Annotated in this window: 20 protein-coding genes and 1 riboswitch; of the genes, 16 read left to right on the forward strand and 4 right to left on the reverse strand. The window is 39.4% G+C overall.

The annotated features are described in order from the left end of the window. The first annotated feature begins 168 nt into the window (after positions 1-168). Complete coding sequence (locus WAA20_RS04670; RefSeq protein WP_338802312.1) at positions 169-1,044, forward strand: CorA family divalent cation transporter; 876 nt, start codon at positions 169-171, stop codon at positions 1,042-1,044. A 136-nt stretch (positions 1,045-1,180) separates the two neighbouring features. On the opposite strand, the gene WAA20_RS04675 is transcribed toward WAA20_RS04670, so the two are convergent. The 3 genes from WAA20_RS04675 to WAA20_RS04685 all read right to left on the reverse strand — a co-directional run bounded on the left by WAA20_RS04675 (position 1,181) and on the right by WAA20_RS04685 (position 3,809). Next, positions 1,181-1,984 carry an AAA family ATPase gene (locus WAA20_RS04675; RefSeq protein WP_073384787.1) on the reverse strand — a complete coding sequence of 268 codons (804 nt, stop codon included), beginning with the start codon at positions 1,982-1,984 and terminating at the stop codon, positions 1,181-1,183. After that, a complete protein-coding gene (locus tag WAA20_RS04680; RefSeq protein WP_026512086.1) occupies positions 1,984-3,228 on the reverse strand; it encodes a DDE-type integrase/transposase/recombinase in 1,245 nt (414 codons plus the stop codon). The genes WAA20_RS04675 and WAA20_RS04680 overlap by 1 nt, the downstream gene beginning before the upstream one ends. Positions 3,229-3,290: 62 nt before the next feature. Continuing rightward, positions 3,291-3,809, reverse strand: a complete 519-nt coding sequence (locus WAA20_RS04685; RefSeq protein WP_139263575.1) for a DUF6431 domain-containing protein — start codon at positions 3,807-3,809, stop codon at positions 3,291-3,293. Positions 3,810-4,450: 641 nt separating this feature from the next. On the opposite strand from WAA20_RS04685, the gene WAA20_RS04690 reads away from it, so the two are divergent. The 7 genes from WAA20_RS04690 (at position 4,451) to WAA20_RS04720 (ending at position 12,037) form a co-directional block, all read left to right on the forward strand. Further along, positions 4,451-6,265, forward strand: a complete 1,815-nt coding sequence (locus WAA20_RS04690) for a glycoside hydrolase family 27 protein (protein WP_073387363.1) — start codon at positions 4,451-4,453, stop codon at positions 6,263-6,265. Positions 6,266-6,527: 262 nt separating this feature from the next. Further along, positions 6,528-7,781, forward strand: coding sequence for a hypothetical protein (locus tag WAA20_RS04695; protein ID WP_073387361.1), 1,254 nt, complete (start codon positions 6,528-6,530; stop codon positions 7,779-7,781). A 378-nt stretch (positions 7,782-8,159) separates the two neighbouring features. Beyond that, entirely contained in the window at positions 8,160-8,897 is a 738-nt protein-coding gene (locus WAA20_RS04700) for a hypothetical protein (protein ID WP_073387360.1), read from the forward strand. A gap of 15 nt (positions 8,898-8,912) precedes the next feature. Beyond that, positions 8,913-9,338, forward strand: a complete 426-nt coding sequence (locus tag WAA20_RS04705) for a hypothetical protein (protein WP_073387358.1) — start codon at positions 8,913-8,915, stop codon at positions 9,336-9,338. 81 nt (positions 9,339-9,419) lie between these two features. After that, complete coding sequence (locus WAA20_RS04710) at positions 9,420-10,478, forward strand: hypothetical protein (protein WP_338802321.1); 1,059 nt, start codon at positions 9,420-9,422, stop codon at positions 10,476-10,478. Continuing rightward, a complete protein-coding gene (locus tag WAA20_RS04715; RefSeq protein WP_338802322.1) occupies positions 10,475-11,185 on the forward strand; it encodes a hypothetical protein in 711 nt (236 codons plus the stop codon). Before WAA20_RS04710 ends, WAA20_RS04715 begins: the two co-directional genes overlap by 4 nt. Positions 11,186-11,395: 210 nt before the next feature. Further along, positions 11,396-12,037 carry a metal-dependent hydrolase gene (locus WAA20_RS04720; RefSeq protein ID WP_073387355.1) on the forward strand — a complete coding sequence of 214 codons (642 nt, stop codon included), beginning with the start codon at positions 11,396-11,398 and terminating at the stop codon, positions 12,035-12,037. 96 nt (positions 12,038-12,133) lie between these two features. Here the strand turns inward: WAA20_RS04720 and WAA20_RS04725 are convergent, their stop codons facing one another. Next, positions 12,134-13,732, reverse strand: coding sequence for a hypothetical protein (locus tag WAA20_RS04725; RefSeq protein ID WP_073387354.1), 1,599 nt, complete (start codon positions 13,730-13,732; stop codon positions 12,134-12,136). A gap of 247 nt (positions 13,733-13,979) precedes the next feature. Here WAA20_RS04725 and WAA20_RS04730 point away from each other — a divergent pair, with 247 nt between their 5' ends. The 8 genes from WAA20_RS04730 to WAA20_RS04765 all read left to right on the forward strand — a co-directional run bounded on the left by WAA20_RS04730 (position 13,980) and on the right by WAA20_RS04765 (position 25,317). Then, entirely contained in the window at positions 13,980-16,091 is a 2,112-nt protein-coding gene (locus tag WAA20_RS04730) for an HD domain-containing phosphohydrolase (protein WP_073387352.1), read from the forward strand. Positions 16,092-16,201: 110 nt separating this feature from the next. Further along, positions 16,202-18,226 (forward strand): HD domain-containing phosphohydrolase, encoded by a 2,025-nt coding sequence (locus WAA20_RS04735; RefSeq protein WP_338802325.1) that lies wholly within the window; start codon positions 16,202-16,204, stop codon positions 18,224-18,226. A gap of 88 nt (positions 18,227-18,314) precedes the next feature. Then, positions 18,315-18,413: riboswitch (THF riboswitch) on the forward strand. A gap of 76 nt (positions 18,414-18,489) precedes the next feature. Then, complete coding sequence (locus WAA20_RS04740; RefSeq protein WP_073387350.1) at positions 18,490-19,908, forward strand: folylpolyglutamate synthase/dihydrofolate synthase family protein; 1,419 nt, start codon at positions 18,490-18,492, stop codon at positions 19,906-19,908. A 107-nt stretch (positions 19,909-20,015) separates the two neighbouring features. After that, positions 20,016-20,570 (forward strand): GTP cyclohydrolase I FolE, encoded by a 555-nt coding sequence (gene folE / locus WAA20_RS04745; RefSeq protein WP_073387348.1) that lies wholly within the window; start codon positions 20,016-20,018, stop codon positions 20,568-20,570. Positions 20,571-20,682: 112 nt separating this feature from the next. Then, positions 20,683-21,195 (forward strand): HD domain-containing protein, encoded by a 513-nt coding sequence (locus WAA20_RS04750; protein WP_073387347.1) that lies wholly within the window; start codon positions 20,683-20,685, stop codon positions 21,193-21,195. Between the two features lie 150 nt (positions 21,196-21,345). Next, the gene (locus tag WAA20_RS04755; RefSeq protein WP_073387345.1) at positions 21,346-22,281 is read left to right on the forward strand and encodes a dihydropteroate synthase family protein; all 936 of its coding nucleotides are present in this window, start codon (positions 21,346-21,348) and stop codon (positions 22,279-22,281) included. Then, positions 22,262-23,092, forward strand: coding sequence for a 2-amino-4-hydroxy-6-hydroxymethyldihydropteridine diphosphokinase (folK, locus tag WAA20_RS04760; protein WP_073387344.1), 831 nt, complete (start codon positions 22,262-22,264; stop codon positions 23,090-23,092). Before WAA20_RS04755 ends, folK begins: the two co-directional genes overlap by 20 nt. 194 nt (positions 23,093-23,286) lie before the next feature. Further along, on the forward strand, positions 23,287-25,317 hold the full coding sequence (locus WAA20_RS04765) for a methyl-accepting chemotaxis protein (protein WP_073387342.1): 2,031 nt from the start codon (positions 23,287-23,289) through the stop codon (positions 25,315-25,317). Positions 25,318-25,908 lie beyond the last annotated feature (591 nt).

The raw sequence follows: 25,908 nt of genomic DNA on the forward strand, positions 1-25,908 counted from the left end.
GTGTTTATATTAGATGAAGAGCTAAAAAACGTTGTCCATCTTGCTTTTTTCACTATATTTGTGGCAGACGGACAGATATTGTAATATATAGAAATGGATATGTTTTCGCAACTTTGAATCAGAAATCCGCAAGTATGAAAAAAGAAATATCACTAGTAGGGAGGGCATATGAAAAGCTATAAGATCAAAGAAAAACTCGAGCCTATCGAACTTAAATCATATAAAAATCTCGATTTCCAATATGTCGTAGTCATGACAAATGAAGAGTGGAAAGAGCGCGGCACCGATTTTGACATGGGTATTGAATGGGATATCTATTTCAGGTCAGGAAGTGGTACCAGAGCTGAGGTTAACTACGACTCAATTACAGGTAAGTTCTCTATATTAGACAGACATGATATGCCAAATAAAGCAGGCGAATTCACTTTTTCCCTCGATGAAAAAGGAATAATCTTCGTTGATGATAATGGTCTTGCAGCAGAGATCATCGAAAAGATCGCCACAACCAAGAAACTTTTCAATCCATGTCTTGAAAGATTTCTGTATGATTTCCTTGAACAGATAATATATAACGATGCAGAACTTCTGGCATCTTATGACAGGAACCTTGATGAGATAGAAAAGCAGATATTCGGCGGCCATACAGATAATGTACTTATGAAGATCGCAGAGATAAGAAATCATCTCAGGGATCTTAAGATTCACTATCTGGAACTGATGGATGTGTGCCAGGAATTTGAAGAAAACGAGAATGAATTCTTCATGGCAAGCAACGAAAGATATTTCCACCTTGTAAACCAGAGAATCCAAAGACTCTATGAAAGAGTAACTTCCCTTGTAGAATTCACTATCCAGCTTCGCGAATTCTGCCAGTCCAAAACTGATGAGAAGCAGAACAGTAACCTTGCATATCTCACAGTTATATCAAGTATCTTCATGCCACTGACTCTTATCGTTGGATGGTACGGAATGAACTTTAAGTACATGCCCGAGCTCGACGAGAAGTGGGCATATCCTTTTACTGTTGTCCGGCACATTAAATGAGTCCTCAATCTTCACTTTAAATGAGGCTGCATAGGGGGTCAGACAAAGGGTTCAGTCAGATTGTTTGACACCTGATTTTCAGATTATATAAATGAAATCATCCCTCACGCACTTTAAATGAGTGAGGGATGTAATCCTAACCAAGTTCGCAGTCATTGACTGCCTGCATGACGATGTCGGTTGTAATGAGATCAGCTTTGGCGCTGTCACCTATAAGGAGGCTGGCGTTACAGTACTTGTTTATGAGACGCGGAGTACCATCAGCTGCGTTGAGTATTGCTTCCATTGCTGCATCATCAAAGATGGTCTGATTACAGCCAGCACCTTTGAGCTTTTCAGAGATATAGCTGCGGCCTTCTTCCTTGGTCACACCATCAAGGTTGTAGTTCATGACGATTCTCTGCCTGAGGGGTTCATGAATACCAAGCCCAAGTGTGGAATTAAGGTTCGGAAGTCCGGCAAGCAGAATGACTGCTCTGTCCCTGGAATCCATCTCAAAGTTAAAAAGAATCTTGAGATCGTTAAGGATGGCATTGTTGATATAGTTCGCTTCATCAATGATGATCACAGGCGTTTTCCTCTTTTCAACGGACAGGCGTGTGACTTCTTCCTGGATGATCTTGAAATTACTTGGTTTCTTGAATGCAGGCTGGGCGCCAAACTCTGAAACAAGATTTCTGTAGAAATCATTCGGGGTCAGGGTGGAAAGACTTGAATATATAACTTTATACAGCGAGGGATTCAGCGATGATGACCAGTGCCTTATGACAGTTGTCTTGCCTCTACCGGGACTTCCGGTGAGCAGGCCGAATCCTTTGGTCTTGGCCAGGTAGTCAAGGCGGAACAGGGCTTCCCTGTGTTCTGCGGTATCAACGATTATCTCCCTTGAGTTCTTGATAAATGGGTTAAACTCAAGCCCGTAGCGTGTAAAGTATTCCATCAGTCTTCTCCTCTGCAGATATGTACCTTGTCTCTCTTAACTTTGGAATTCTCCACTTTGTTTAGGAGACGGATTGGCGTAAGTGTTCCATCGGCTTCAACAATGTAAATTTCGTCAAGCCCTGGAGAATAGCGGAGCTTGATATGCTGCTTTGAAAAACGGCAGTCCACTTCGTATTCAACCTGGTCTATGGTGATGACATTATCAGCCGAGACTCTTCTTTCGATTTCGAGGAGGAAGGAGTGGTCTATCTCTTCATCGCTGAGGCGGTGGAAAAGATTTGGTTCTGAGAAGTATCTGTCCTGCGGTGATCTTCCGTTTAAGGAAGAATGTACGGTCTGATTGTACTTCTGCACATAGGCAAAGAGATTACCTCTGAGTTCATCGAGGGAATGGAAATCCCTGATGTCGAGGCCTGACATCCACTGATCTTTCATGGTGCGGAACCAGCGCTCGATCTTTGCTTTCTGTGTAGGCGTGTAAGGCTGGTCATAATGGATGACTGAGCCGATGCGGGCGGCAAGGAGTTCCATCTGCTTGTTCTTGTAGGAACTGCCATTGTCAAAGTTGAACATCTGTGGACGTCCATACTTTGCAACTGCTGATTTTATGACAGACATGAGGTTAACAAAGTTGTCATTGAAGAAAACATCTATGCCTACGATGAACCTGCTTGCATCATCGATAAGGGCAATGATGTAGACTTTATGCTTCTTGCCATCATCGGTCTTAAGATAGGGGCCAACGCTTGAATCTCCGCACCATACCTCGTTGATGTGTGGGCGCTCGTAACGTCGCATGTCAGGGTTTGTGGTGGTCTTCATTTCAAGTGAGAGCTGATTGACGTAGCGGTTGACTGTTGATTCTGAAACAGTGCCTACTTTTATGCTTCCGTTATCCTGAAGCTGTCTGTGGATAGATGCTGCGGACATGCGGGGGTAGTTGGTTTTGAGATATCTGATCTGTTCCTGAAGATCTGCATCCAGCTTTCGGGGCAGACCCTGATCCACACGGCCTGTAGGGATGAGAGCATCAAAACCGCCTTTCTTGTAGTTACGGTACCAGCGCTCAATGGTCTGTGGTGCAAAGTGCTTGACCGAGCCATCAGGAGCTAAAACTCCCTTGGCTGAGGCGTCATTAAAGAAAGCCGTAAGGGATGAGTAGTCTTCCCAGAGACCTGAAATGATTGGAGAGATAACAGAGTATCTCATAAGAGCAATGTTTTGTTGTTTTTCCTGATCCATGGCGGATCCTCCTTTCGTTTTTTCTTAAGTATATGGAGGATCAGGAGAGAGTTCGTGCCAGGTTATGTGGTATTTAAGAAAAGGATATTTGGAGTACATTTAATCTGCATGAACTGACGCTTGAAGTATTGAAAACAGCTGCTTATAAGGCTTTCGCTATCAACAGAAATACGTTCGGAGATAAGCCGTTGTTTCCAGTGCTTCAGGTACATCCTGATGATGTATCTAAAGTTGCTCTCGTCAAAAGACAGAGCTGAGGAAAGAGTGATGCTTGAAAGCGTCTCTTTTTCATGAGCTGTGATTATCTGAAGGTGATCCTGGAATGATATCTGGGAATAAGGAACCATTGATGACAGAAGGATAGCGTGAGTGCGTCCACACTGATCGCATTTCACACGGCAGATCCTGAACATTACTTTTCCATCCTCGGTTTTAACATATCTGTTGTAATAACCATGGACGGATAGGCAGCCTGACTGACCACAAGGGCATTTGAGCTGATGGAACTGGAGATTGTTTAGGACAGAGTTGTAGAAACATGGTGTAATCGGATTGTTTTCTTCGACGTAAAGGGTTATCATTGTCTTGCATGTTTTCGTACACTTCTGTGTACGGAGTTGCTAAGGCAGGATACCAAACTTTGGTCGGGGAGGGATCCTGCCTTTTATTGTCAGTAACTTTCCCATGATAACACAAAAGGCATGGCATTAAATAATCTGGCGTATTATGCACCAGAATAAATAAGTCCACACCTTTAAATAAAGTGATTCAAAAACAGAATTTAGAACGCAGGTAAAGTAACAAACAACATTTTACTGGTATAGTGTGCGTACTGATTGTAGTGGTTTGTGTTACCTTCTTTAAGAAAAAGAAGCTCTTGTAAAGTAATCCATTTGTGAAAAGGTGTAAAAATAATCAGATGATTGTATTTAGTATTTGTATTTAAGAAACTACGCAAAAGTCACATATTCACATTGTCTTTCAAAAATGGCGCCGGAAATGTGGAAACCGGCGCTATTTTTTATGGTAATAATTGGGAAGATAATAGCACAGCGTGACATTGTTTTAAGGCTTTATATATTGGAAAATGATTTTGTTATACGTACATGGAAGTTAGGAGTGAACTCCTAACTTCTAAACATGTACTGAGTTACGGAACGTAACTCTATACATCCTGTATCCCGTACATAGAAGCGAATATAGAGATCAGAAAGGACATAAAATGGCTACAGACAAGATCACCCGAACATCAAGACAGCATCCGCAGGAAATTGGTAGTAAAGAATACAGATATGACTCTTTTAACAATAACACCCCATTTGAAGGCAAAAAGAAAAGGCTACCTGCCATGGGCTGGAACAGCTGGAATGCATTTGGAAGTGGCAATACAGAAGCCCTGACCAAGGCTATGGCAGATAAATTCATAGAACTTGAACTGGACAAGGCAGGATATGAGTATCTTGTTCTTGATGATGGTTGTTATAACTCTGAAAGAGTAGATGGAAAGCTGACTAATGAGCCGCTTAAGTTCCCCAGTGGATTTAAGGCTCTGGCAGATTATATACATGAAAGAGGCCTTAAGTTTGGAATGTACAATGACATAGGAACCAACCTATGCGCAGGATCAGCAGTTGGTACCTGCGGATTTGAAGATGTAGACGCTGTAAGCTATACAGACTGGGATATAGATTTCCTTAAGGTAGATAACTGCTACTATCTGTGGGATAATGCAACTTTTTCTGCAGGAGAGAATGCAAGATTTACATATGCTCCAAGCATTAAGGAAGTTAAGCTTGTAGGTGCAGATGGAAAAGAGCTTGTACTTAATGCTGTAGCAGACGGAGTTGTTACAGGAAGACATGCTGTAGTAAAAGAAAACTATGTTACTAATATAGGTACTTTTGATGGAACTAATATAGGTAACACACCTGTTGGTGACCAGAGTAGTGAGCTTACATTTGATCTTAAAAACGCCTCTGAAGGCACCTATAAGCTGTATGTAACCTATGCTACAGGTAAAGAAGCAGGTGTAGGCCAGTGGCTTCAGGTTGCTGTATCAGATGGAAGTAATTTAGACTTCTTTTTTGACAACCTTGTAGAAAGCACTGAAGGTACAGAAGACTTTAAGGAAAACTATGTATGTGATGTAACTGTAAAAAGCGGTGATACAGTTCTTAGACTTATGAATCACAGACGTCAGGAAAATACACTTTGCTCCTATGCTGCAATGTACAACTCCTTAAAAGAAGCTGATCCTAACAAGGATATACTCCTTTCAATCTGCGAATGGGGTAAGACAATGCCTGGCGACTGGGGATACAAAGTAGGAGATTCCTGGAGAATCTTAAACGACATCACCTTCCAGGTAGGAAGAGACGGGGACCCTGGAAGAGGATACTGGGAAGCAGACGGAACCTGCAGCATAACCTCACAGTATGATAAATGCGTTATTATGGACGAGTTCGCAAGCCCTGAAAGAGGCTGGAACGACCCGGATATGATGGTTATTGGAATGGGAGATGTAGATGAAACTATGGCTAAGACTCATTTTGCCATGTGGTCTATGATGAACTCACCTCTTATGCTTGGCATGGACCTTAGAAAAGTTGAAAAGGGCGACTATATCTGGAACATAATAACCAACAAAGATATCATTGCCTTAAATCAGGATAAGCTCGGAGTTCAGGCTAAGAGAGTATGGTCTAGCCTTGCCGATAAGGATGCTGATAAGGTATACCTCATGGATCATAACAGAGTAGATATCCTCGCTAAGCCTCTTGAAAATGGTGATATCGCAGTAACATTTATTAACCTTGCTGGAGAAGATGTTACTAATAAGATAGAAATCAGTCTTGATAATATACTTGAGTATATTGAAAACAAGATGGCAGATGCTGAAAGCTTTAAAGGCGCACAGACTTATCAGATCAAAGACCTCTGGACAGGAGAAGAGAGAAGCCTTTCAGGTAAGGTTATTGCTGTAGATGAGCTTAAGGCTCATGACAACGTGACTTTTAGAGTATCTCCAATTAGATAACTTCTTGAACTAGATTACAGAAACGAATAATTACTGCGTTTTTGGTAATGCTGAATATTGCTATAGCATTAAAGCCCTTCGGTCAAAACGAAGGGCTTTGTTTACGGCAATAAAAATTTTGCTGAGCCAAAAATGCTTTTTATCGGGTAAAACAAGCTTTTTGTCAGATTTTGTAGAGTAGGGATTTACATATAGATACAATATACAATATACATTAGTTAACTAGGCTGTTTTGGGAAAAGCAGCCATTTGGGAGAATGATATGAAGAAAAAGGTTATTGCATTATTCTTAGCAGCTACATGCGTGATGGGCGGTTGTGGCAATCTGGATCTGGGTCTTAAAGAAGAGTCTTCTGAAGATAATACATCAGACGTATCTGAAGTGAGTAATGAATCAGATACGTCAAAAGATGATGCAGAAGATGAAGCCAAAGAAAGCGATATAGAAGCTTCAAATGAAGATGAGGAAGATACCAAAGCTGTCGAAACTGATGATACTGATGAAGCAATGGAAGATAGTATCCAAGTTGATTATAGAGTCATCTATTTATACGAAGAGGAGGTTGATTCTGTACCGGTAAGCATTGTTAAGACAGGTGCTTTCGACGATGGAGACGTATACTCTTACGATATAGTTTATGATGAGGATGTCATCGTCGATTATCACGGGGATCTCGACAGATTACACATAGGAACGTTCCTGTTCAAGGAAGATGAGATTTATCTGATCACGGATACTAGAGATAATCATAAGGAACAGGATTTTTATGATTATGGAGTATTAGTTTATTCGGAAGAAGATTATAGCGATGAAAGATCTGGTTATAAAATAAAGCTTCATAATGATGGCTATCTTTGCAGATGCAGCTACTACGATACAATAAGTGAGTCAGGGGGAACAGGTTATTATGCAGAGTATGTCTTTGACAGCGATAAGGTGCTTACTTACTATAGATCCGGATATGGAGCAGAAGCTGAGCCTATTGAGATAACTACAAATACGTATGAGGATATTGAAAATTTACTTTCCAAGGCTAATGAGTCTGAACTTACCAAAGAAGACGTTACTATAACCTACAATGGCTTTGATATTGGCCCTGATACAAGCTATCAGGAAATAATTAATGCACTATCTTATCCTGAAAACTTTGAGGATACCAATAATGGCTTTATTTCAGCACAAGAGGGATATAGATGGCAGCTTGCTTATCCTGATGCTTTAGATTATAGCAGCGATTATGAAGTTAGAATTGTATGTGTAAGCCCGTCAATGGAATTTGAAGGCTCGGACACATATATGGATTTTATTTATTTGGGGATACCGACCAGAAGAGATATTTCAGAATATGATTCAATCTACAGTGTGATAGATGCATATGGAGCACCTGATGATATTAGAGAGGGATCCTGGTCAGGATACACTGACATAGTTTATGAATTTGAAGGCCATGAACTTACGTTTACAGTTGCGGAAGACAACACCATTGTGTTTATTAAAATTGATTTTGCTGGCTGATTGGGGCTAAAGCCGTGATCGCTGATGGGGGAGTATATGAAGAAAGTTAAATTGATATTATGTTTTAAAGAGGGAAAATGAAATATGAAAACATTAAAGAAAGCAGTAAAATCTATCATTGATAATTTGCTCCTTTTCACAGTGATCGCTGGCATCGTCTTTTATTTTTCTTCCCTCATTTTACATGAATTCGGTCTGCAATATAGATTTGGGATCAAAAGGATGGCTATAATTCTTTTTGTCTTATTCGCATTTTTGGGGATGATTCAGGTTATTTACCATTTAAAAAGACTTCGAAGTCGCATATTATTAACAGTTGCCACTATAGTTACCATTATCGGATTATTTCCCTTTTGGATGTTTTGGGGAATTGCGTATATGGATACTACGGAAGAAATCGTTGTGAGAAATGATAAGACGATGGTAGCAAGAGATGAATCAGAATTGTTCGGAGGCCCATCCATATTTTACTATGAATATGATAATGCCATAGTTTGTGGCAAGGAAGCTGTTTATAAAGAAAATCATAATATAGGTAATCCATTTAATCCAAAAGATTATTATTTGCTTGCGTGCAAATCAAAAGAAGGCAATCTGGAAAATATAAATCGATACACCTGGAATTGTTTTTTTACTATCTTTTCTGAAAAGTATGAATACCAGGTGCAGGAGTTTTTTGATGAAAAGGTCAAGACAGTTGATGTGAAGCTTTCGCTGCTTGATGCTTGCGATGAGTACAGTATTTACTCGATGGACATAAGTTATGACGATGTTTCTGAAAGATACTTAAATGGATCTATAGACAGATATAATATCGGTAAGTTCATGATATACGATGATAGTATATATCTTTTGTATGATTATCAGGGTGACACGGCTCCTTCAAAAGATGATTTCCTGGAAAAAGGAATAAGATTTGAAGGCGGCGAAGATCATGAAAGAAACATTGATGGAATCATAGTTACCTATGATTACTGTGGCGAATGGACTATAAATGACACAAGAGAGCAGATGGATTATCACGCAGAATATGAATGGTCATACCACGAAGGCCTTACCTATTTCAGATCCTGGTATGGCGATGATAATGCTGTAATTGAGATTTCAAGGAATTGAAAGATAAGGAAAAATATGAACGTTACAGTTAGAGAATTTACTCTTTCCATTATGAAAGATGATCACGTTGGTGGAGAGACAATGCCAGACGATGAACTTTTTAAAGAAGCCTATAAAATGCAGGTAATAGACAACCAGGATTATCTCCATCCTGACGATTACATTACAAGAAAGGCAGCAGCTAGAATAATACATCACACGCTTCTATATCTTTTGGATGAATTAGATGTAAGTGATATACGGCCTGCAAATGTACTTGTAGACCTTTATGACTGCAGAACCTGTGTCCTTCACATTGCACAGGTTTATTGTAAAGGAATAATGGGATCCAGGAAGATTATGGATGATACTTCTGGCAAGACATATGAAATCTTTGATATGAACTCCGGAATCGAACATGAAGAAATGAATCTGATATTATCCAAAATTTGGGAAAGATAGCCTGATATTTTTGAAAATGATCAGGAGTATATCAAGGAGTTTTGGTTGTAAGAACCAGGATGATAAGGGGAGAGAATTGGCATGAAAAAAAGATTAGTAGCACTGCTATTAATATCAGCTACCATTATGTCTGCATGTAGCGATAAAGATAATAAAGACGATAATAGCCAGGCGAATAAGCCAAATGAAGCTGTAACTGAAAGCGGTAAGACAGACAATAGTGAATCAGATAGTAGCTCAGACGATGAGTCTGACGCAGAATATGCATCACAGGTACAGACCCTTTATGACAACAGGCAGACCTGGGAATTTGCAGATGGATGTTATAAGATTCCCGGTGGCGATACAATTGACTTCGATGAATATGGATATGCTGTAACAGACCTTGATAATGACGGCAATATTGAGATTTTCGCATCAGGATTTGCCGGAAGCGGCAGATTTTCTACAAGCCTTGTCTATGAATATGACGATGAAAAAGGCGTTATCATGTGGGATACCTCAAATCTTGCCTATGATGATTCGGAACCGGATTTCATCACAAAAATTTTGACAAATGATCCTAAACTTGACGGTAAATTACTATTAGCTGGCTTTGAATCAGAAGATAATGATGGCCTGTATCTTGCCGCTGATTACGAAGTATACGGAGCTACAGGCGGTAAAACCAGTTATCTTAAGCTATCTGTAAATGATAATGCCATTACTTCAGAGCTTATTTCTTCTGAAACTACTGAATATACAACTGTGAAGTATGCAGATGAAGATGGAAATGATGTTTCCTTCGATTCTTTTACCGGACTTATCAGAATGGCATTCTATAACTGTGATGAGAGTTTTAAATCTAGTAATATATTCAAAGAAGTGACCCTCGATATTATTCAGGATTCATACGATTCTATTGCGGATGAAACTAGTCTTCATCTGGAAGAGTTAATACCTGAAAACTCTGCTTCAGAGTTAAACGAAACTGTATCGGACAACATCGAAATAACCGTAAATGATTCTTTGCTCGATTATAGTGATATTGATGAAGAATCCAGGCAGCTTTACAGAGACTTCTTGGAAGGAAAAGCTACAGCTATCTATAAGGATCCGAATCTGATACTTCTGAAAATAAGATTTTCAAAAGCGCCTTGAAACAAGGAAACAGCTATTCTTTTGATGAGTTAAAAGAAGTATATTTAAATGAAAATGATTACTCAGAATATGTAAAAACAACTTGCACATATATAGATTGTGGTCTTGACGGAGAATATGAGCTTTTCGTTCAAAACGAATATTCCATGTATTGTTTTACTAAATATGTTCTCAAAAACATAGATGGCGAGCTATATATATGCTTTACTGGAGATTCCAGAGAGCATAAATGGAATGAAATGCTTGAAAATGGCTACTACAGCTATACCTGGAATATAGACGGATTAAACCATTGGGGAAGCTGCTATTACATAGATGCCAACGGTGATTGTCATTACCTTTATTCGCAAGGTTTTGGTGGATGCAGCAGAAGCTACGGAGATGAAACACTAATAGTAAGCCTCCCCGATGATGTTTACGGGGAGTTTGATGAAATTGGAAACATCGAATATTCAACATATTCCTTCTCTGATAGCTATTCTGCGCCTCATTACATGTATGACCTTATTTTGTTTGATCCAGATGGCGAAGAAATTGAAAGAAACGATGAATCGGAAGATTTATATAACCGAGTTGAAGAACTGTACGAAGCATGTAGCAATACAATTGTGTCAGAAGAAGAGGCTGAAGAATCAATGAGAAACGCTAGACAGGCAGTAGGTTTAACAGATGAAATCTATGAAGCTGAAGTCGGCTACTATGAATAAATAATACTAATTATCTAAATTGTGACCGAGGTCAAAGCAAAAGGAAAAGAAGCGATGTGTTATATAACAAGTCGCTTCTTTTTTTAGTGATCATTTGATAGAATGGTGAAGCTGACGCCATTATCGCTCAGATTCTTCAATCTGGCACAAATAAGACATAAAGCATAATCGTGTATAGACATCATGATAATAGCACAAGGAGGCACAAATATGCTTGGAAGAACACATTTTTTTGTAGGAATAGCTACTGCACTTATAGCCTTAAGACCGGAATCATTACCTGTTGTAGTAGCAGGAACCGGAGCTGCAGCTATAGGAGGAGTAATAAGTGACATTGATTCAGGAACATCTACAGCCCATAAGGAAGCTGACAAGATAGTTGTAGCGGCTTCACTGGCTTTGGGAGCTGTGATCATAATAGAGTACAATTTTCATATTGGTATATACAGAAGACTTCTTGCTGATAGTAACCTCTATCGGATCATGACAGGGAGCCTCGCTTTTATTTTGCTATGTGTATTTGGGATGAGGCAGCCTCACAGATCATTTATGCATTCGCTACTTGCACTTTTTTTATTATCATCATGTGTAGGAATAATATTCCCTGAAGTAACGCCGTATTTCACAATTGGCTATGCATCACATCTGATAATAGATCTTCTTAACAGAAAGCGTGAAAAGATATTCTGGCCCATGAAAAAAGGATATAGCTTCAACCTTTGCTCATCCAAAGGGTATGTAAATAAGATGATGATGATTGCCGGAATATTAATATCAGTGATATACATTTCAACACTTCCATATGTGCAGGAGGCGTATGCTGCCATGCTGGCTGTATTGGGGTTGAACTAGTGCGCTTCATTTTGTTACCCGAAAACGTAGAGAGCCCCGTCCTCGCCCCAAATGAATAGGGGCGAGGACGGGGCGGCATTACCTTCCGGGTAACCCTTACCTTCTAAACTGTGAGATGAACTCCCATGCATGCTCGCATGTGTGCTGGCGGCACTCATGCTGCTGACCACTGATACTTGCAAAAGCTGTGCGGCATACACCGTCTTCACTATCGAAGTAGCGGATAGTCAGATCGCTATCCCTTGTATCATCGTGGAATACTTCTACGCGGTCACCCTTCTTGCCATAAATCTTGTCTTCCCAGCTGTCTTTCTTATCAAAGTCGACATCCTCGAAAGTCTCCTTGCACTTATTGACCTTAGCTGCATACTGAACTCTTTCAATACACTGCTTAGCCTGGCATGGAAGCTCAGGAAGAGGAGATTCTTCTCCGCCTGAATAGAAAAGCGGAACAGAAACTGTTGTATTGATCCTGTCTCCGATATCCTCGAAGAAGAGATTCTGTCCTTTTGGGAAGAGAGCACTTGCAGGCATAAGACCGGCAAATACATCAGGATATTCCTGGAACATATCCCATGACTTTCCGCTTCCCATTGAGAATCCTGTGCCATAGATACGGTGCTCATCGATAGGGTATCTCTTTTTAAGGCCTTCGATGAACTCGATAACCTCTGTTGCAGATACAGCAAGATGATTGTCGATAGCTACGTACAGGAAGCCGTATTTATGAGCAACCTCATACCATCCTGATACGAATGTCAGGAACATAGCTGTATCTCCGCCGCCATGGAAGCCAAGTACAAGCGGTACTTTGGATCCGTCCATGATCTCTTTGTTGTACCATGCAAAATAACCGATCTTGTGCTCAGTAGTATCCTTGTAAATACCCCTGTTATCAGTAGATGTCTTAACTGTGATAACTCCAACATCTTCATTCATGCCAAGTTCTTCAAAATCAGGCTCGATCTGCATATTGCCGCACCATCTCTTGAACTTTTTGACAAAAGAGTTAAAGTCCTTTTCATATTCAGCGCTGTCCTTAACAAGAAGATATTCGCAGCCCTTGAAAGCATTGTTAACTTCTGCAGAATTACCAACGCTAAGAATCGCAATGTCTTTTCTTGAAACTTCAGGAACTACGCTAAGTCTCTCCATAGAGCACATGGAAGGTGTGATCTCGCCAGGTCCCCAGAGATACTGACCATCAGTAGTCTTCAAAAGATTTTTGGCCACATAATCAGCGGACTTTCCATAGCTGTAGATATCAGCTCTGAAGATGGCGCCTCTTATGTAGTAGCCCATAAACTGCTTGCTGATAAAATCATCCCATTCAACGATGCCATCCTCATAAACAGGATACATCTTTACATAAGAGATAACTTCCTTATAAAGCTCATCTGTAGCATTGTCCCAGCCGCCTTCGCAGGTAGGATATATGAAGAGTACGCTTGTATCATACTTTGCAGCGATCTTTTCAAGTCCGCTTTCTTTTGCAAATGCGACAGCATCTTCCTTAGTTCTTTTGTCTTCTTCAAATATCAGAAGAAGAGGTGCTCTGAAAGTATAGTCGTTAGCTTTGCTATCGATATCATTTACAGGCACATAAGCCGTTAAGTGATAGTTTTCGAATTCATGTTCCCAATATTTACCGCCATCAGACAGTGTCTCGACAACGGGTCTTTCTTTTAATCCCATTTTTGCTAACCTCCCATAAGATGATTCTAAATTCAATATAAACCAGATACTGACTGCAATCTTATTATTTAATGACAATAATTTCTTATTTTTTGCGTCTTTATTTAACCCCTTAAAATAAATCAAAAATATAATTTAGAACTGAAAATTATTATGTATATGTCGATATACAATTTGTAGGTATTTGTTCAGGGGTTTTTAAACATATTTTGCAGGGAAAAAATAAGCTGTTTCATGGGTCATACTTATGAAAAATCGCGATAAAAACGGATGGATCATCGGAATAATGGTATTTATCATTACTATTATTCTAAACCTGCTTCTTGGGTTTATATGTATAAAGATAGGGCTTCCGCCACTTTTAGCTATAGCAGGATCGATGGCTATAGCTATTTTGGCTGGGTATATGCCGGCTGTATGGGTTGTTCTTATAAGCAATCTGATCTTAAGCTATTTTATAAATGATTTTCTTAATTATTCTCTTATTAATATTCTTATCATCATTGTTACGGCGTATTATGCCCAAAAGGGACATTTTAAGAAGCTGTCTAAAATTCTAAGCTATATCATTCTGACATCTTTGATCAGCGCAGTCGTAAGTACACTTATCGTTATAGAGACCGGCGGAGTAGATGAAACTGTGCTTGAGAGTAACATTATCGTAAACGATGTTACACCTTCCCCTTTGGGAATGCTTGCCATATCATCGCTTATCATCCTCGTGACTGCGATTCCTTCACAGGTAATATGTCTTTTGCTTTCTTTTCTCATAGTTAAAATATTGCCTGATAATATCAAAGATATCCTGAAGAAATTTGGATGGCTCCAAAAGCCCATAGACGATGATGAGCTTGAGCGTCTTGAGAAGACAAAGACCAGGATTATATCCACAAAAACAGTATTTATCATAGCTATTATTTCAACATGTCTTACAGTTCTTTTGTTTGTAGCAGCAATTGGAACACGTCTTTTTATCAATCACACCAAGCAGGAGCATGAAAAAATTGCTGTTGGCGTATCGGAAATGATAGCAGGGATCGTTAATGGAAACAGGATAGACGAGTATATTGCAAGCGGAGGCCAGGGGCCGGAATATGAAAAGATAGTAGCAGAGCTTGAAGCCATCCGAGATGTTTCTAATGATATAGAATACGTCTATGTTTACAAGATATTGCCGGATGGATGCCATGTGGTTTTTGACCTTGATACAGATGAAGTGGAAGCAGCAGATGTTGGTGAAGTTGTCCCATTTGACCCGACTTTTGAAAAGTATGTTCCAACTCTTTTAGAAGGAGGTGAAATTGAGACCTTTGTTTCCGATGATTATTATGGCTGGCTATTAACATCTTATACACCTGTTCATAATTCGCTTGGCGAAACTGTATGCTATGCAGGATGCGATATTTCTATGGAATATCTGTCAAGCTATACAAGACAGTTCTTTATACGCCTTTTGATCATGTGCATTGGAATCATCATAGTCATCATAGTTACAGGTCTTTGGATAGCTAAGTTCAGGATCATCTATCCTGTTAAATCCATGGTGGAACGTGCCAGATTCTTTAATTATGATAGCGAAGAAGCCAGAAAGACTAACGTTGAACTTCTTGAAGATCTGGAGATTTGCACAGGCGATGAGATCGAAAGACTCTATAATTCTTTTTTACAGGTCACTAAAGACAGTATGAAGAGCTTTAGTACCATGCAGCAAAAGTCAGATTACATTGAGAAGGTCCAGACTAATCTCATCGTCATCCTTGCAGATATGGTTGAAAACAGGGATGAATCAACTGGTGATCATATCAAAAAGACATCCATGTATACGCTTATAATCATGAGACAGATGAAAAAAGAGGGGATGCATACACGCATTCTTACAGATGAATTTATAGATAATGTATATAAGTCAGCACCTCTTCATGATATAGGAAAGATAAGAATTACTGATTCAATACTTAATAAACCTGGAAAACTTACTCCTGAAGAATTTGAGATCATGAAGCTTCACTCGGCTTATGGCGGCGAGATCATAAATAAGCTTATAGAGTCGCTTACTCAGGCAAGTTACCTTGAGGTTGCAAGGGATATAGCTCTATATCATCACGAAAGATGGGATGGCACAGGATATCCGGAAGGCCTTAAAGGAGAAGATATACCACTTTCTGCAAGGATAATGGCTGTTGCGGATGTATTTGATGCTCTTATCTCTGAAAGAGTATATAAAAAGGCATTTACCTTTGAAAAAGCTGTGGAGATCATTCAGGAAGAGTCAGGAACACATTTTGATCCGGATGTTGTAAAAGCTTTTATAGATGCTATAGATGAAGTGAGAGAAACCGCGAAACTTCAGAAACGATAGAATACGTAGGATGATGGTATATGAATAAAGCTGTCATAAAAAACAGGTTAAAAGTTCTGGCTATAATCATACCTATTATTTTGCTCAACTTCATAATAAATATTGTTTCTATGAAAATAGGAATGATACCAATCCTGGGTCTTGCCGGGTCTATGGTTATTGCCATTTTATCCGGATATTTTCTGAGCGTATGGGTAGTTATTATTACGCAGCTACTGACATCGATGTTTTATTCGGCTTATATCTACTATAGTATCGTAAATATTCTTTGTGTTATTTTACTTACTCATTATCATAAAAAGGGACTGCTTAATAAAAAGCTTGGCATGGCATCATATCTTGTTTTGAATGCCGTTATCAATTCGCTTGTTACATTTCTGATAGAAAGCGGAGCAGGACATACCGACCCTGATCTTTTTGAGATCAATCCCTTCTATTCATTTATTGGTTCTCTTTCTATAAGCATATTTGCCAAAGCTTTTATTATCGTATTTACGTCATCTATCGTATTTATTTTTATAGATGTTTTGATAGCTCTTGGAATAGTAAGGATCATTCCACAGAACGTCAAAGATTACTTTGAAAAATATGCTTGGCTTCAAAAGCCTGTTAATAGCGATGAACTTGCCAAGATCAATAACAGTGAGACCAGAAAGACCAGGATAAACAATGCTTTTGCGGTGTCGCTTGTAATGACCTGTCTGACAATTCTTGTTGTAGTTGCCTATGAGGCAAGTTCTCTTTTTGTAAGCCAGACCAAGGATGAACACCGCACCCTTGCTGTTGGTATTTCGAAGATGGTTGCAAGCAATATAGATGGAGACTGGGTTGAAGATTATATTAAGAGTGAGGGCAAGAGCAGAGAATATAAAAAAATAGTTGCAAAACTTGAGAAAATCAGAGCGATTTCTGATGATATTGAATACATTTATGTATATAAGATGATGCCGGATGGATGCCACGTTGTATTTGACCTTGATACTGAAGCTATGGCAGCTTCAAAGCCCGGAGATATAATGGAATATAGTGAGGCCTTTGTACCTTATATCACAGATCTTCTTGAGGGAAAAGAAATTGAGCCTGTTGAATCAAATAGCTTTTATGGCTGGCTCCTTTCTGCATATACACCTGTCTATAATTCCAAAGGCGAGACTACGTGCTATGCAGGCGTTGATGTATCCATGAAATATCTTGAAAAATACACCAGAGATTTTATGGTACGTCTTCTTATCATGTGCTCAGGAATAATAATAGTTGTCATAATAACCGGTCTGTGGACAGCAAGATACAGGGTTGTCTACCCGGTTGATTCTATGGTAGCTACAGCAAGGCGCTTTAGATATGATAGCGAAGAAGCAAGAAAAGCTAATGTTGAGCGTATGGCAGAGCTTGATATTCGTACCGGCGATGAGATAGAAAGACTCTATAATTCTTTTATCCAGGTTACTAAAGACAGTGTAAAAAGCTTTGGCAAGATGTGCCAAAAGTCTGAATATATCGAGCAGATGCAGTCTGACCTTATCATAATCCTTGCTGATATGGTTGAAAACAGAGACGAATCAACAGGCGATCATATAAGGAAGACATCAATGTATACTCTCATTGTTATGAATCAGATGAGAAGGATGGGAATTTATTCCGGTATCCTGGATGATGATTACATTGACAATGTTATTAAGTCTGCCCCTCTGCACGATATAGGTAAGATCAAGATTCCTGATGCGATCCTTAATAAGCCGGGCAAACTATCTCCGGAAGAATTTGAAGTGATGAAAAAACACTCTGTCTATGGCAAAGAGATAATAGATGAACTCATAGAATCCTTAACTGAAGCAAGCTATCTTGAAATTGCCGGTGATATAGCTTTATATCATCATGAAAGATGGGATGGAACAGGATATCCTGAAGGGCTTAAAGGTGAAGAAATACCGCTTTCTGCAAGGATCATGGCTATTGCAGATGTATTTGATGCGCTTGTTTCTGAAAGAGTATATAAAAAGGCCTTTTCTTTTGAACAAGCAATGGACATCATTCGTGAAGAATCCGGAACCCATTTTGATCCCCGCATTGTCAGAGCCTTTATGGCGGTAGAAGATGAAGTAAGGGAAACAGCTCAAAAGTTTCATGATCGTTAATTTTTTCTAAAAATATTGAACTTCTGTAAAAAAAATAGTAGTATTAGTGGCGAAGAAGCCAAAGACCATTTGGTCAAATAATAATAAATGCAGAGTAGATTTCAAAGCGTTAAGTGCCAGGTGAACAGGGAGTTGTCACTTGGACGAAAAGACATGTCTTGCGGTTTTGAAGTCGCATCCCGCTGCTACATACCACAGGATTAGCAATATACCTTTTTATGTAGCCAAAGGACGAGCAGCATAAGGAGGTTTTTTTATTGCATATGATGAACTATGATGAAGCTCTAAGTTACATTGAATCAATCGAGAAGTTCGGCATAGACTTAGGCCTTGACAGGATGAAAGAGCTTATGAGGCGCCTTGGTGATCCTCAGGACAAGCTACGGTATGTCCATGTTGCCGGAACTAATGGAAAAGGCTCTACAGTTGCCTTTATATCTAATATCCTGATGGCAGCAGGGTATAAAACCGGTATCTACATTTCCCCATCTCTTGACAGATTTACAAAAAGAATACAGGTTGACGGCAAAGAAATAGACAAGGAAGTTCTGGCGCAGCTTACCCAGAAGGTCAAAGATGCTGCTGACAGCATGGCAGAGGACGGACTGTCTGTTCCTACAGAATTTGAGCAGGTCAATGCCATTGCCTTTTTATACTATGAGCATGAAAAGTGCGACTTTGTAGTACTTGAAGTCGGCCTTGGCGGAAGGATGGACTCAACTAATGTTATAAAGGTGCCGGAAGTAGCAGTCATCGCGTCTATAAGCTTTGATCACATGCAGTACCTTGGCAACACCCTTCCTGAGATAGCAGGAGAGAAAGCCGGGATCATGAAAGAAGGCGGCGACGTTGTTGTATACGACCAGGCGCCGGAAGTTATGGAAGTGTTCAAGAAGGTCGCAGATGAAAGAGGCTGCAGGTTATACGTATCAGGTAAGCCGAAGGATGACAAGGCTGTAAAGTATGACCTTACGGGGCAGGATTTTATATTTGAACTTGATAACAGTAAGGCTTCTGGTAATCGGATTTTATATAACGATAGCCCTTATGTTGGAAATGAGATAGATTCTGATAATAAGTCAGATACCTTTAGTGACACTTTTTCTAATTCCGGTAATAAGGTGAGTGAATCATATCATATTAGATTACTTGGAGAATATCAGATAAAAAATGCTTCACTTGCTATAACTGCTGCACTTATCCTGCAAAGTAAAGGATTTGATCAGATAACAGATAGAGCTATTAAAGAAGGTTTAAGTAATACTTGTTGGGAAGGCAGATTTGAACTTTTACAGGATAACCCAAAGGTTATCGTAGACGGAGCACATAATCCTGACGGAATAAAGGTACTTGTTTCAAGTCTTAAGCGCCTTTTCCCAGATAAGAAGATCGTGTTTATAGCAGGTGTTCTTGCAGATAAAGATTATAAGAGCATGATGGCACAGATAGCTCCTATTGGAAAGATATTCCATACCATCACGCCGCCTAACAGCAGGGCGCTTTCTGCGGGGGACCTTGCAGATACTTTCAAAGAGCTTGGAGCAGATGCAGTTTCTCATGAAAGTGTAGAAGAAGCACTTGATGCGGCGCTTCATAATGCTCTGGAAGACGATGTTATATGTGCTTTTGGATCACTGTATTATATTGGCGAAGTCAGGAAGCTTATCTTGAAAGAGATTTGATACTGATCAGATATGAGAGTTTTGTTGGATGATTACTATATTAATAATAATGGATTTAATTGATATAGATTTGGAAATATAAGAATCTATAGGATTTGGAGGCTGTTTTGGACGATAATAAGATTAAAGAAGGCGTACGACTTATACTCGAGGGTATAGGTGAAGATATAAACAGAGAGGGACTTTTAGAAACTCCCGACAGAATCGCAAGAATGTATCATGAGCTGGCAGCAGGCTATTCAGAAGACCCTGCCGAGCACCTTGCCAAGCGCTTCCATGTGGAGACCTCAGATATGGTAGTAGAGAAGGATATTCCTCTTTACTCATTCTGCGAGCATCACATGCTTCCGTTTTATGGAACAGCGACAGTTGCTTACATTCCTGATGGAGAGGTTGTTGGTCTTAGTAAGATTGCCCGCACAGTAGACTGCTTTGCAAAGCGTTTTCAGGTTCAGGAAAGACTTACCGCCCAGATAGCAGATGCTTTTGTCAAAGAGCTTCATCCAAAGGGAGTCATGGTCCTTGTAGAAGCAGAGCACATGTGCATGACCATGCGTGGAATTCGTAAGCCTGGAACTAAGACAGTCACTGTTGTGACAAGAGGAGATTTTGAAAATAATAAAGATCTCCAGGATACTTTTTATCGCATGATAGGTAGATAAAAGCAGGCGGAAGATATTGATTCAAATTATCTTAAGATAGTGAATCAGATGATTTGAAGATTTAGATCAGAATACATTTCTTAAAGAATCAGATCAGCAAATAGGGATAAATATGATCAGAAAAGCTGAAATAGATACGCTTCCCAGATGCCAGAAGATATTTGAACATCCTCTTTATAAAAAACATTTTGGAAATCTGCAAAAACTAGAAGCAGACAGGATCTTTTGCCGGCATACCTTTGAGCATTTTATGGATGTTGCAAGGATTGCTTATATTATGAATCTGGAGAAGGGGCTTGGGATATCAAGAGAAATCATATATGCTACAGCGCTTCTACATGATATAGGAAGAGATGAGCAATACGAAAATGGAACTCCTCATGATAAGGCAAGTGCAGATATTTCACGTTGTATACTACCTGAATGCGGATTTAATGATGATGAGATTGATCTTATAATTGTGGCTATCATGTCTCATAGAGGGTCAGGTAAACTATCTGATAAAATGACGCTTTCAGAAATAATCTATATAGCAGACAAGGCGTCACGCCAGTGCTTCATGTGTAAAGCTCAAGATGAATGCAACTGGAGTATGGATAAACGTAATCTTGAAATAAATATATAACTGAAATTTTGCATAAATAAAATAAACTAAAACTTTGAATATTCCTGAGGATGGCAGCATATAAATGATTTTCATGACAAGAAAATCATTTATATGCTGCCATCCTCAGGAATACGCGACAACTTAGGCAATTCTAATGGAGGAATCGACATGAAGATCGGTAATAGAGAATTTGATTTAAGAGGCGGCGCTGCCTCAGAATATAAATGCTATATAATGGGTATCCTCAATGTTACACCGGACTCCTTTTTTGACGGAGGTAAGTGGAACAATTTGGATAGCGCAAGAGCACATGTGGCTCAGATGATAGAAGAAGGCGCTGATATCATTGATGTTGGTGGAGAATCTACAAGACCCGGACATGAGCAGATATCAATTAAGGAAGAAATTGACAGAGTTGTACCTTTCATAGAGATGATCAAAAAGGAATTTGATATCCCTGTCTCCATCGACAGTTACAAGGCTGATGTAATAGAAGAGGCTTTGAAAGCCGGAGCAGACCTTGTTAATGACGTATGGGGCTTTAGATATGAGAAGTTCTATGGAGATGGACTTACTAAAGATTCTTTTTCTAAAGATGATCTTAGTAATGAAATAAGTGGCTCAGTCAATGCAGGCGGAAGCAGCATAGTTACAAAAATCGCGCAACTGACTGCAAGTTACGACGTTCCATGCTGCCTAATGCACAACAGACCTGATACAGATTATACTAATTATATAGAAGATGTCATCAAAGATTTACAGGACTCAGTTGATATAGCTTTAAGAGCAGGCGTAAGCAAAGATAAGATCATCCTTGATCCCGGAATTGGATTTGCCAAGAACCTTGAGCAGAACCTAATCCTTACAAACAGACTTGAAGAGCTGATAGGGCTTGGATATCCTGTACTTCTTGCAACATCCAACAAATCCATGATAGGTCTTTCTCTTGACCTTCCTTCAGATCAGAGAGTAGAAGGAACTTTAGTAACAACAGTAATGGGCGTTATGAAGGGCGCATCTATGGTCAGAGTCCATAATATTAAAGAAAATAAACGCGCAATAGAAATGACGAGGGCAATTCTCAATGAGCAAAAGTGTATTTGATAAGATAAGTATAAAGGGACTTGAAGTTTTTGCTAATCACGGAGTATATCCGGAAGAAAATAAGCTTGGACAGAAGTTCGTGGTTAATGCAACGCTTTATGTAGACACAAGGAAAGCCGGGCTTTCTGATGACCTTGACCTGTCGGTAAACTATGGCACAGTATGTCATCAGATCACAGAATTTCTGACAGCTAATACCTATAAGCTTATAGAAAGGGCGGCAGAAGAACTTTCAAGGCACCTCCTCATACAAAATCCCCTTGTTCAGGAGATAGATATAGAAATTGAAAAGCCAGGTGCACCTATTGGCCTTCCACTTGAAACCGTAAGTGTCAAGATTCACAGAGGCTGGCACCAGGTTGCTATAGCGCTTGGAAGTAACATTGGAGATTCCAGGAAATATCTTGATGATGCTGTTCGTAGCATAGGAGAGCTTCCTGACACTGAAGTTCTTAAAGTGGCTTCTTATATAGTAACTAAGCCTTATGGCGGCGTTGAGCAGGATGACTTTCTTAATAGCGCTATGACTATAAGGACTTTATATACTCCGGAAGAGCTTCTTGATAAGCTCCATGAGATTGAAAAAGAAGCAGGCCGCGAGCGCATAATCCACTGGGGCCCAAGAACACTTGATCTTGATATCCTTTTATATGATGATCTTGTACTTGATACTCCGGATCTTACAATCCCGCATATTGAGATGCATTTACGCGATTTTGTACTAAGACCCCTTGCAGAGATCGCACCATGGCTTAGACACCCTGTATATGGCAAGACTGTGGCGCAGATGCTGAGTGAACTTAATAACTAAATAGTAACGATAATAAATGAGTAGCAACTATAAGGATCGCTACTCATTTATAAAATTTTGGCCATATTTACCGAGTTAATAAGAAAGAGCTTATCTTCGAGATATAAAGAAACAAAAGCTCAAATCCGAAATATAAGTGTAAGGCTTATATCGTAATTGGGTTTTTGTTTCTTTTTTTATCAAGGAGGGTGCCCATGGCTAAAAAAACTAGTAGTACATCAAAAAAAGGAAAGCATATCAGCGCGCAGCTTTTGCTGGTCATCGTGCCGATCATGACCTTGGCTATTGCGATAGTAACTACATTTATCGCTATCAGTGCAAAATCTGTCATTCAGGATCTCGCTACGAAAGCTTTGGCGGAGGAAGCAAGGGCTAATGCTGCTGAAACCAGTGGAGAGGTCCAAAAGATCACATCATATTTTGAAGGCCTTGCACAAACTATTGAATCTACAGATTTTAAAAACGATCAGGAAATAGTGGATATCTATGGCTTTAGTATGTCACAGTTTTCTGAGACTGAGCTTGGATTTTATATTGGATTATCCAATAAAGACTATATAGATGCTTCGGGATGGGTGCCTGAAGATGATTACGATCCTACACAAAGACCATGGTATATAGAAGGCCTTAACTACAGCACAATGACTGTTAATGAGCCTTCAATAGATGCTAACAGTAAGGAAATGGTTGCATCTATCTCAAGAAAGATAACACTTAAAGATGGTAGGAGCGGTGTTATTGCAGCAGACATTGTACTCAATAATATTTCTAAGACAACCAGTGCATTTAAACCTCTTGGCACAGGTGCAACAATGATGTTCTCTGGTACTACTATGGTAGCTTCACCGGCGGAGGACCAGATAGGAAAAGATGTTTCAGATTATCCTGATGATGGATTTATCCAGCAGGTGGCAAGCATTACAAGTTCCGGTGGAACGGATGAGATCATAACAATTCATGGAACAGATGGATATGACTACTATGTTGCATTTGACCAGGTAGAAGGAACAAACTGGTACCTTGTTTCTTTTGTAAAAGTATCTGAGGTTCTGGCATCACTTAATAGATTCATCATGATAAGTATTATTATGGCAGCTGTAATGATCCTTATTATGGCTATCATCATGCTCAATATCATCACAAGAATGATCACTAAGCCAGTAAGCTCACTTACTAACAATATTACAAGGATCGCAGATGGAGACTTTACTGTTGATATCCAAAAAGGCGGAGACAATGTTAACGAGATCGGCCTTATGAACAACAACATGTTCGACTATGTTAACCAGATGCGTGATACCCTTGCAGAGCTTAAGGGAGTTACAGGAAAGCTTGCAACAGAGGCCAATAACAGTAAGAATGCATCCAGTGATCTGAATGCCCAGGCTGATGAACAGAACAAGGCAATGCAGCAGATCCAGGAAGCTATGAATGATATGGCCAATGCTGTTACAGAGCTTGCAGAACAGGCTACTACACTGGCACAGGAAGTTAGTAACCTAACTGATAAGAGTAATCAGACCAAAGAGACTATGAGTAGTCTGGTTACCAAGGCTAGAGATGGTCAAAGAGATATGGAAATAGTTCAAAAAGGAATGTCCAATATCTCATCATCAATGGAAGAAATGAACGAAGTAGTAGTTGTGGTAGGAGAATCTGCTAATAAGATCAATTCTATTATTGAGATGATCAATTCTATTGCATCAGAAACTAATCTTCTTTCTCTCAATGCATCAATTGAAGCTGCAAGAGCAGGAGAAGCCGGTAAAGGATTTGCTGTTGTTGCTTCAGAGATTGGACAGCTTGCAAATAACAGTGCAGATTCAACAACTCAGATCGCCGAGATCATTAAGGATATAACAGCACAGATCCATGATCTTTCAGAAAAGTCCCAGGCCAATATGGAAGAGATCAGTGCAAACCTTGAAGCTGTTAATACAGCAGGTGAAACCTTTGAAGAGATATTCAGAAGTCTTGATGAGACCAGTGATATTGTAAGCGAAATGATCGCCAAAGTCGGCAATGTTGATGAGATCGCAACTTCCATGGCAGCTATTTCTGAGGAACAGTCAGCCAGCACGGAGGAAGTAAGTGCTACAGCTACAACACTTGCATCTAGTGCTGAACAGGTTGCAGAAAACTCCAGAGGAGTTGATGGAAGTGCTGTTGCAGTATCCGAGTCTTCTGACAGGATTGAAGGACTTATAAAGCAGTTCAGATTGTAACTTATAGTAAAGATAAAGCAGCTCTGGCCTAAACCCAAAATGGTCAGAGCTGTTTTGTTATTTTTTAAGCATATGCAGGTAAAGTATGCTATATTAATAAAAAGCAAACCATACAATAAGTATATAATTTCAAAACTTTTATCCACCGCATGACGTCTGAATTGTTCCGTTTCTATGAAACGTCCACATTCTTTGTATCATGTTATTAGCAAAAATTCGAAAAGTTTTCCCATTACATACGATTTGATGTGTGAAAAACATCACTTGTTTTTTTGTGCGTAAAATGGCGAAAGATGCGGATTTTGGGAAAAATTTGCGGTGGATACCTTTTGCTCAATAACGAAATAACACGAAATATTGATAACTCCTTGTTTGATAACAAATTATCAATTATTATTATGATGTATTACTATGGTAAGCTCTCCGCAGTGTACGGAGAGCTTGTTGTAGGTATAAGACTTTATGACATAGAGGGGTGCCATGAGTTCCGGATTCAAAAAGAGGATACATACAGCTTTAATAATAATTTTTGCACTATTGGTATTGTGTACTATAGTCCAATACATCAGCATTTCTACTTATAATTCAACC

The sequence above is a fragment of the Butyrivibrio fibrisolvens genome (assembly GCF_037113525.1).
GTDB lineage: Bacteria > Bacillota > Clostridia > Lachnospirales > Lachnospiraceae > Butyrivibrio > Butyrivibrio fibrisolvens.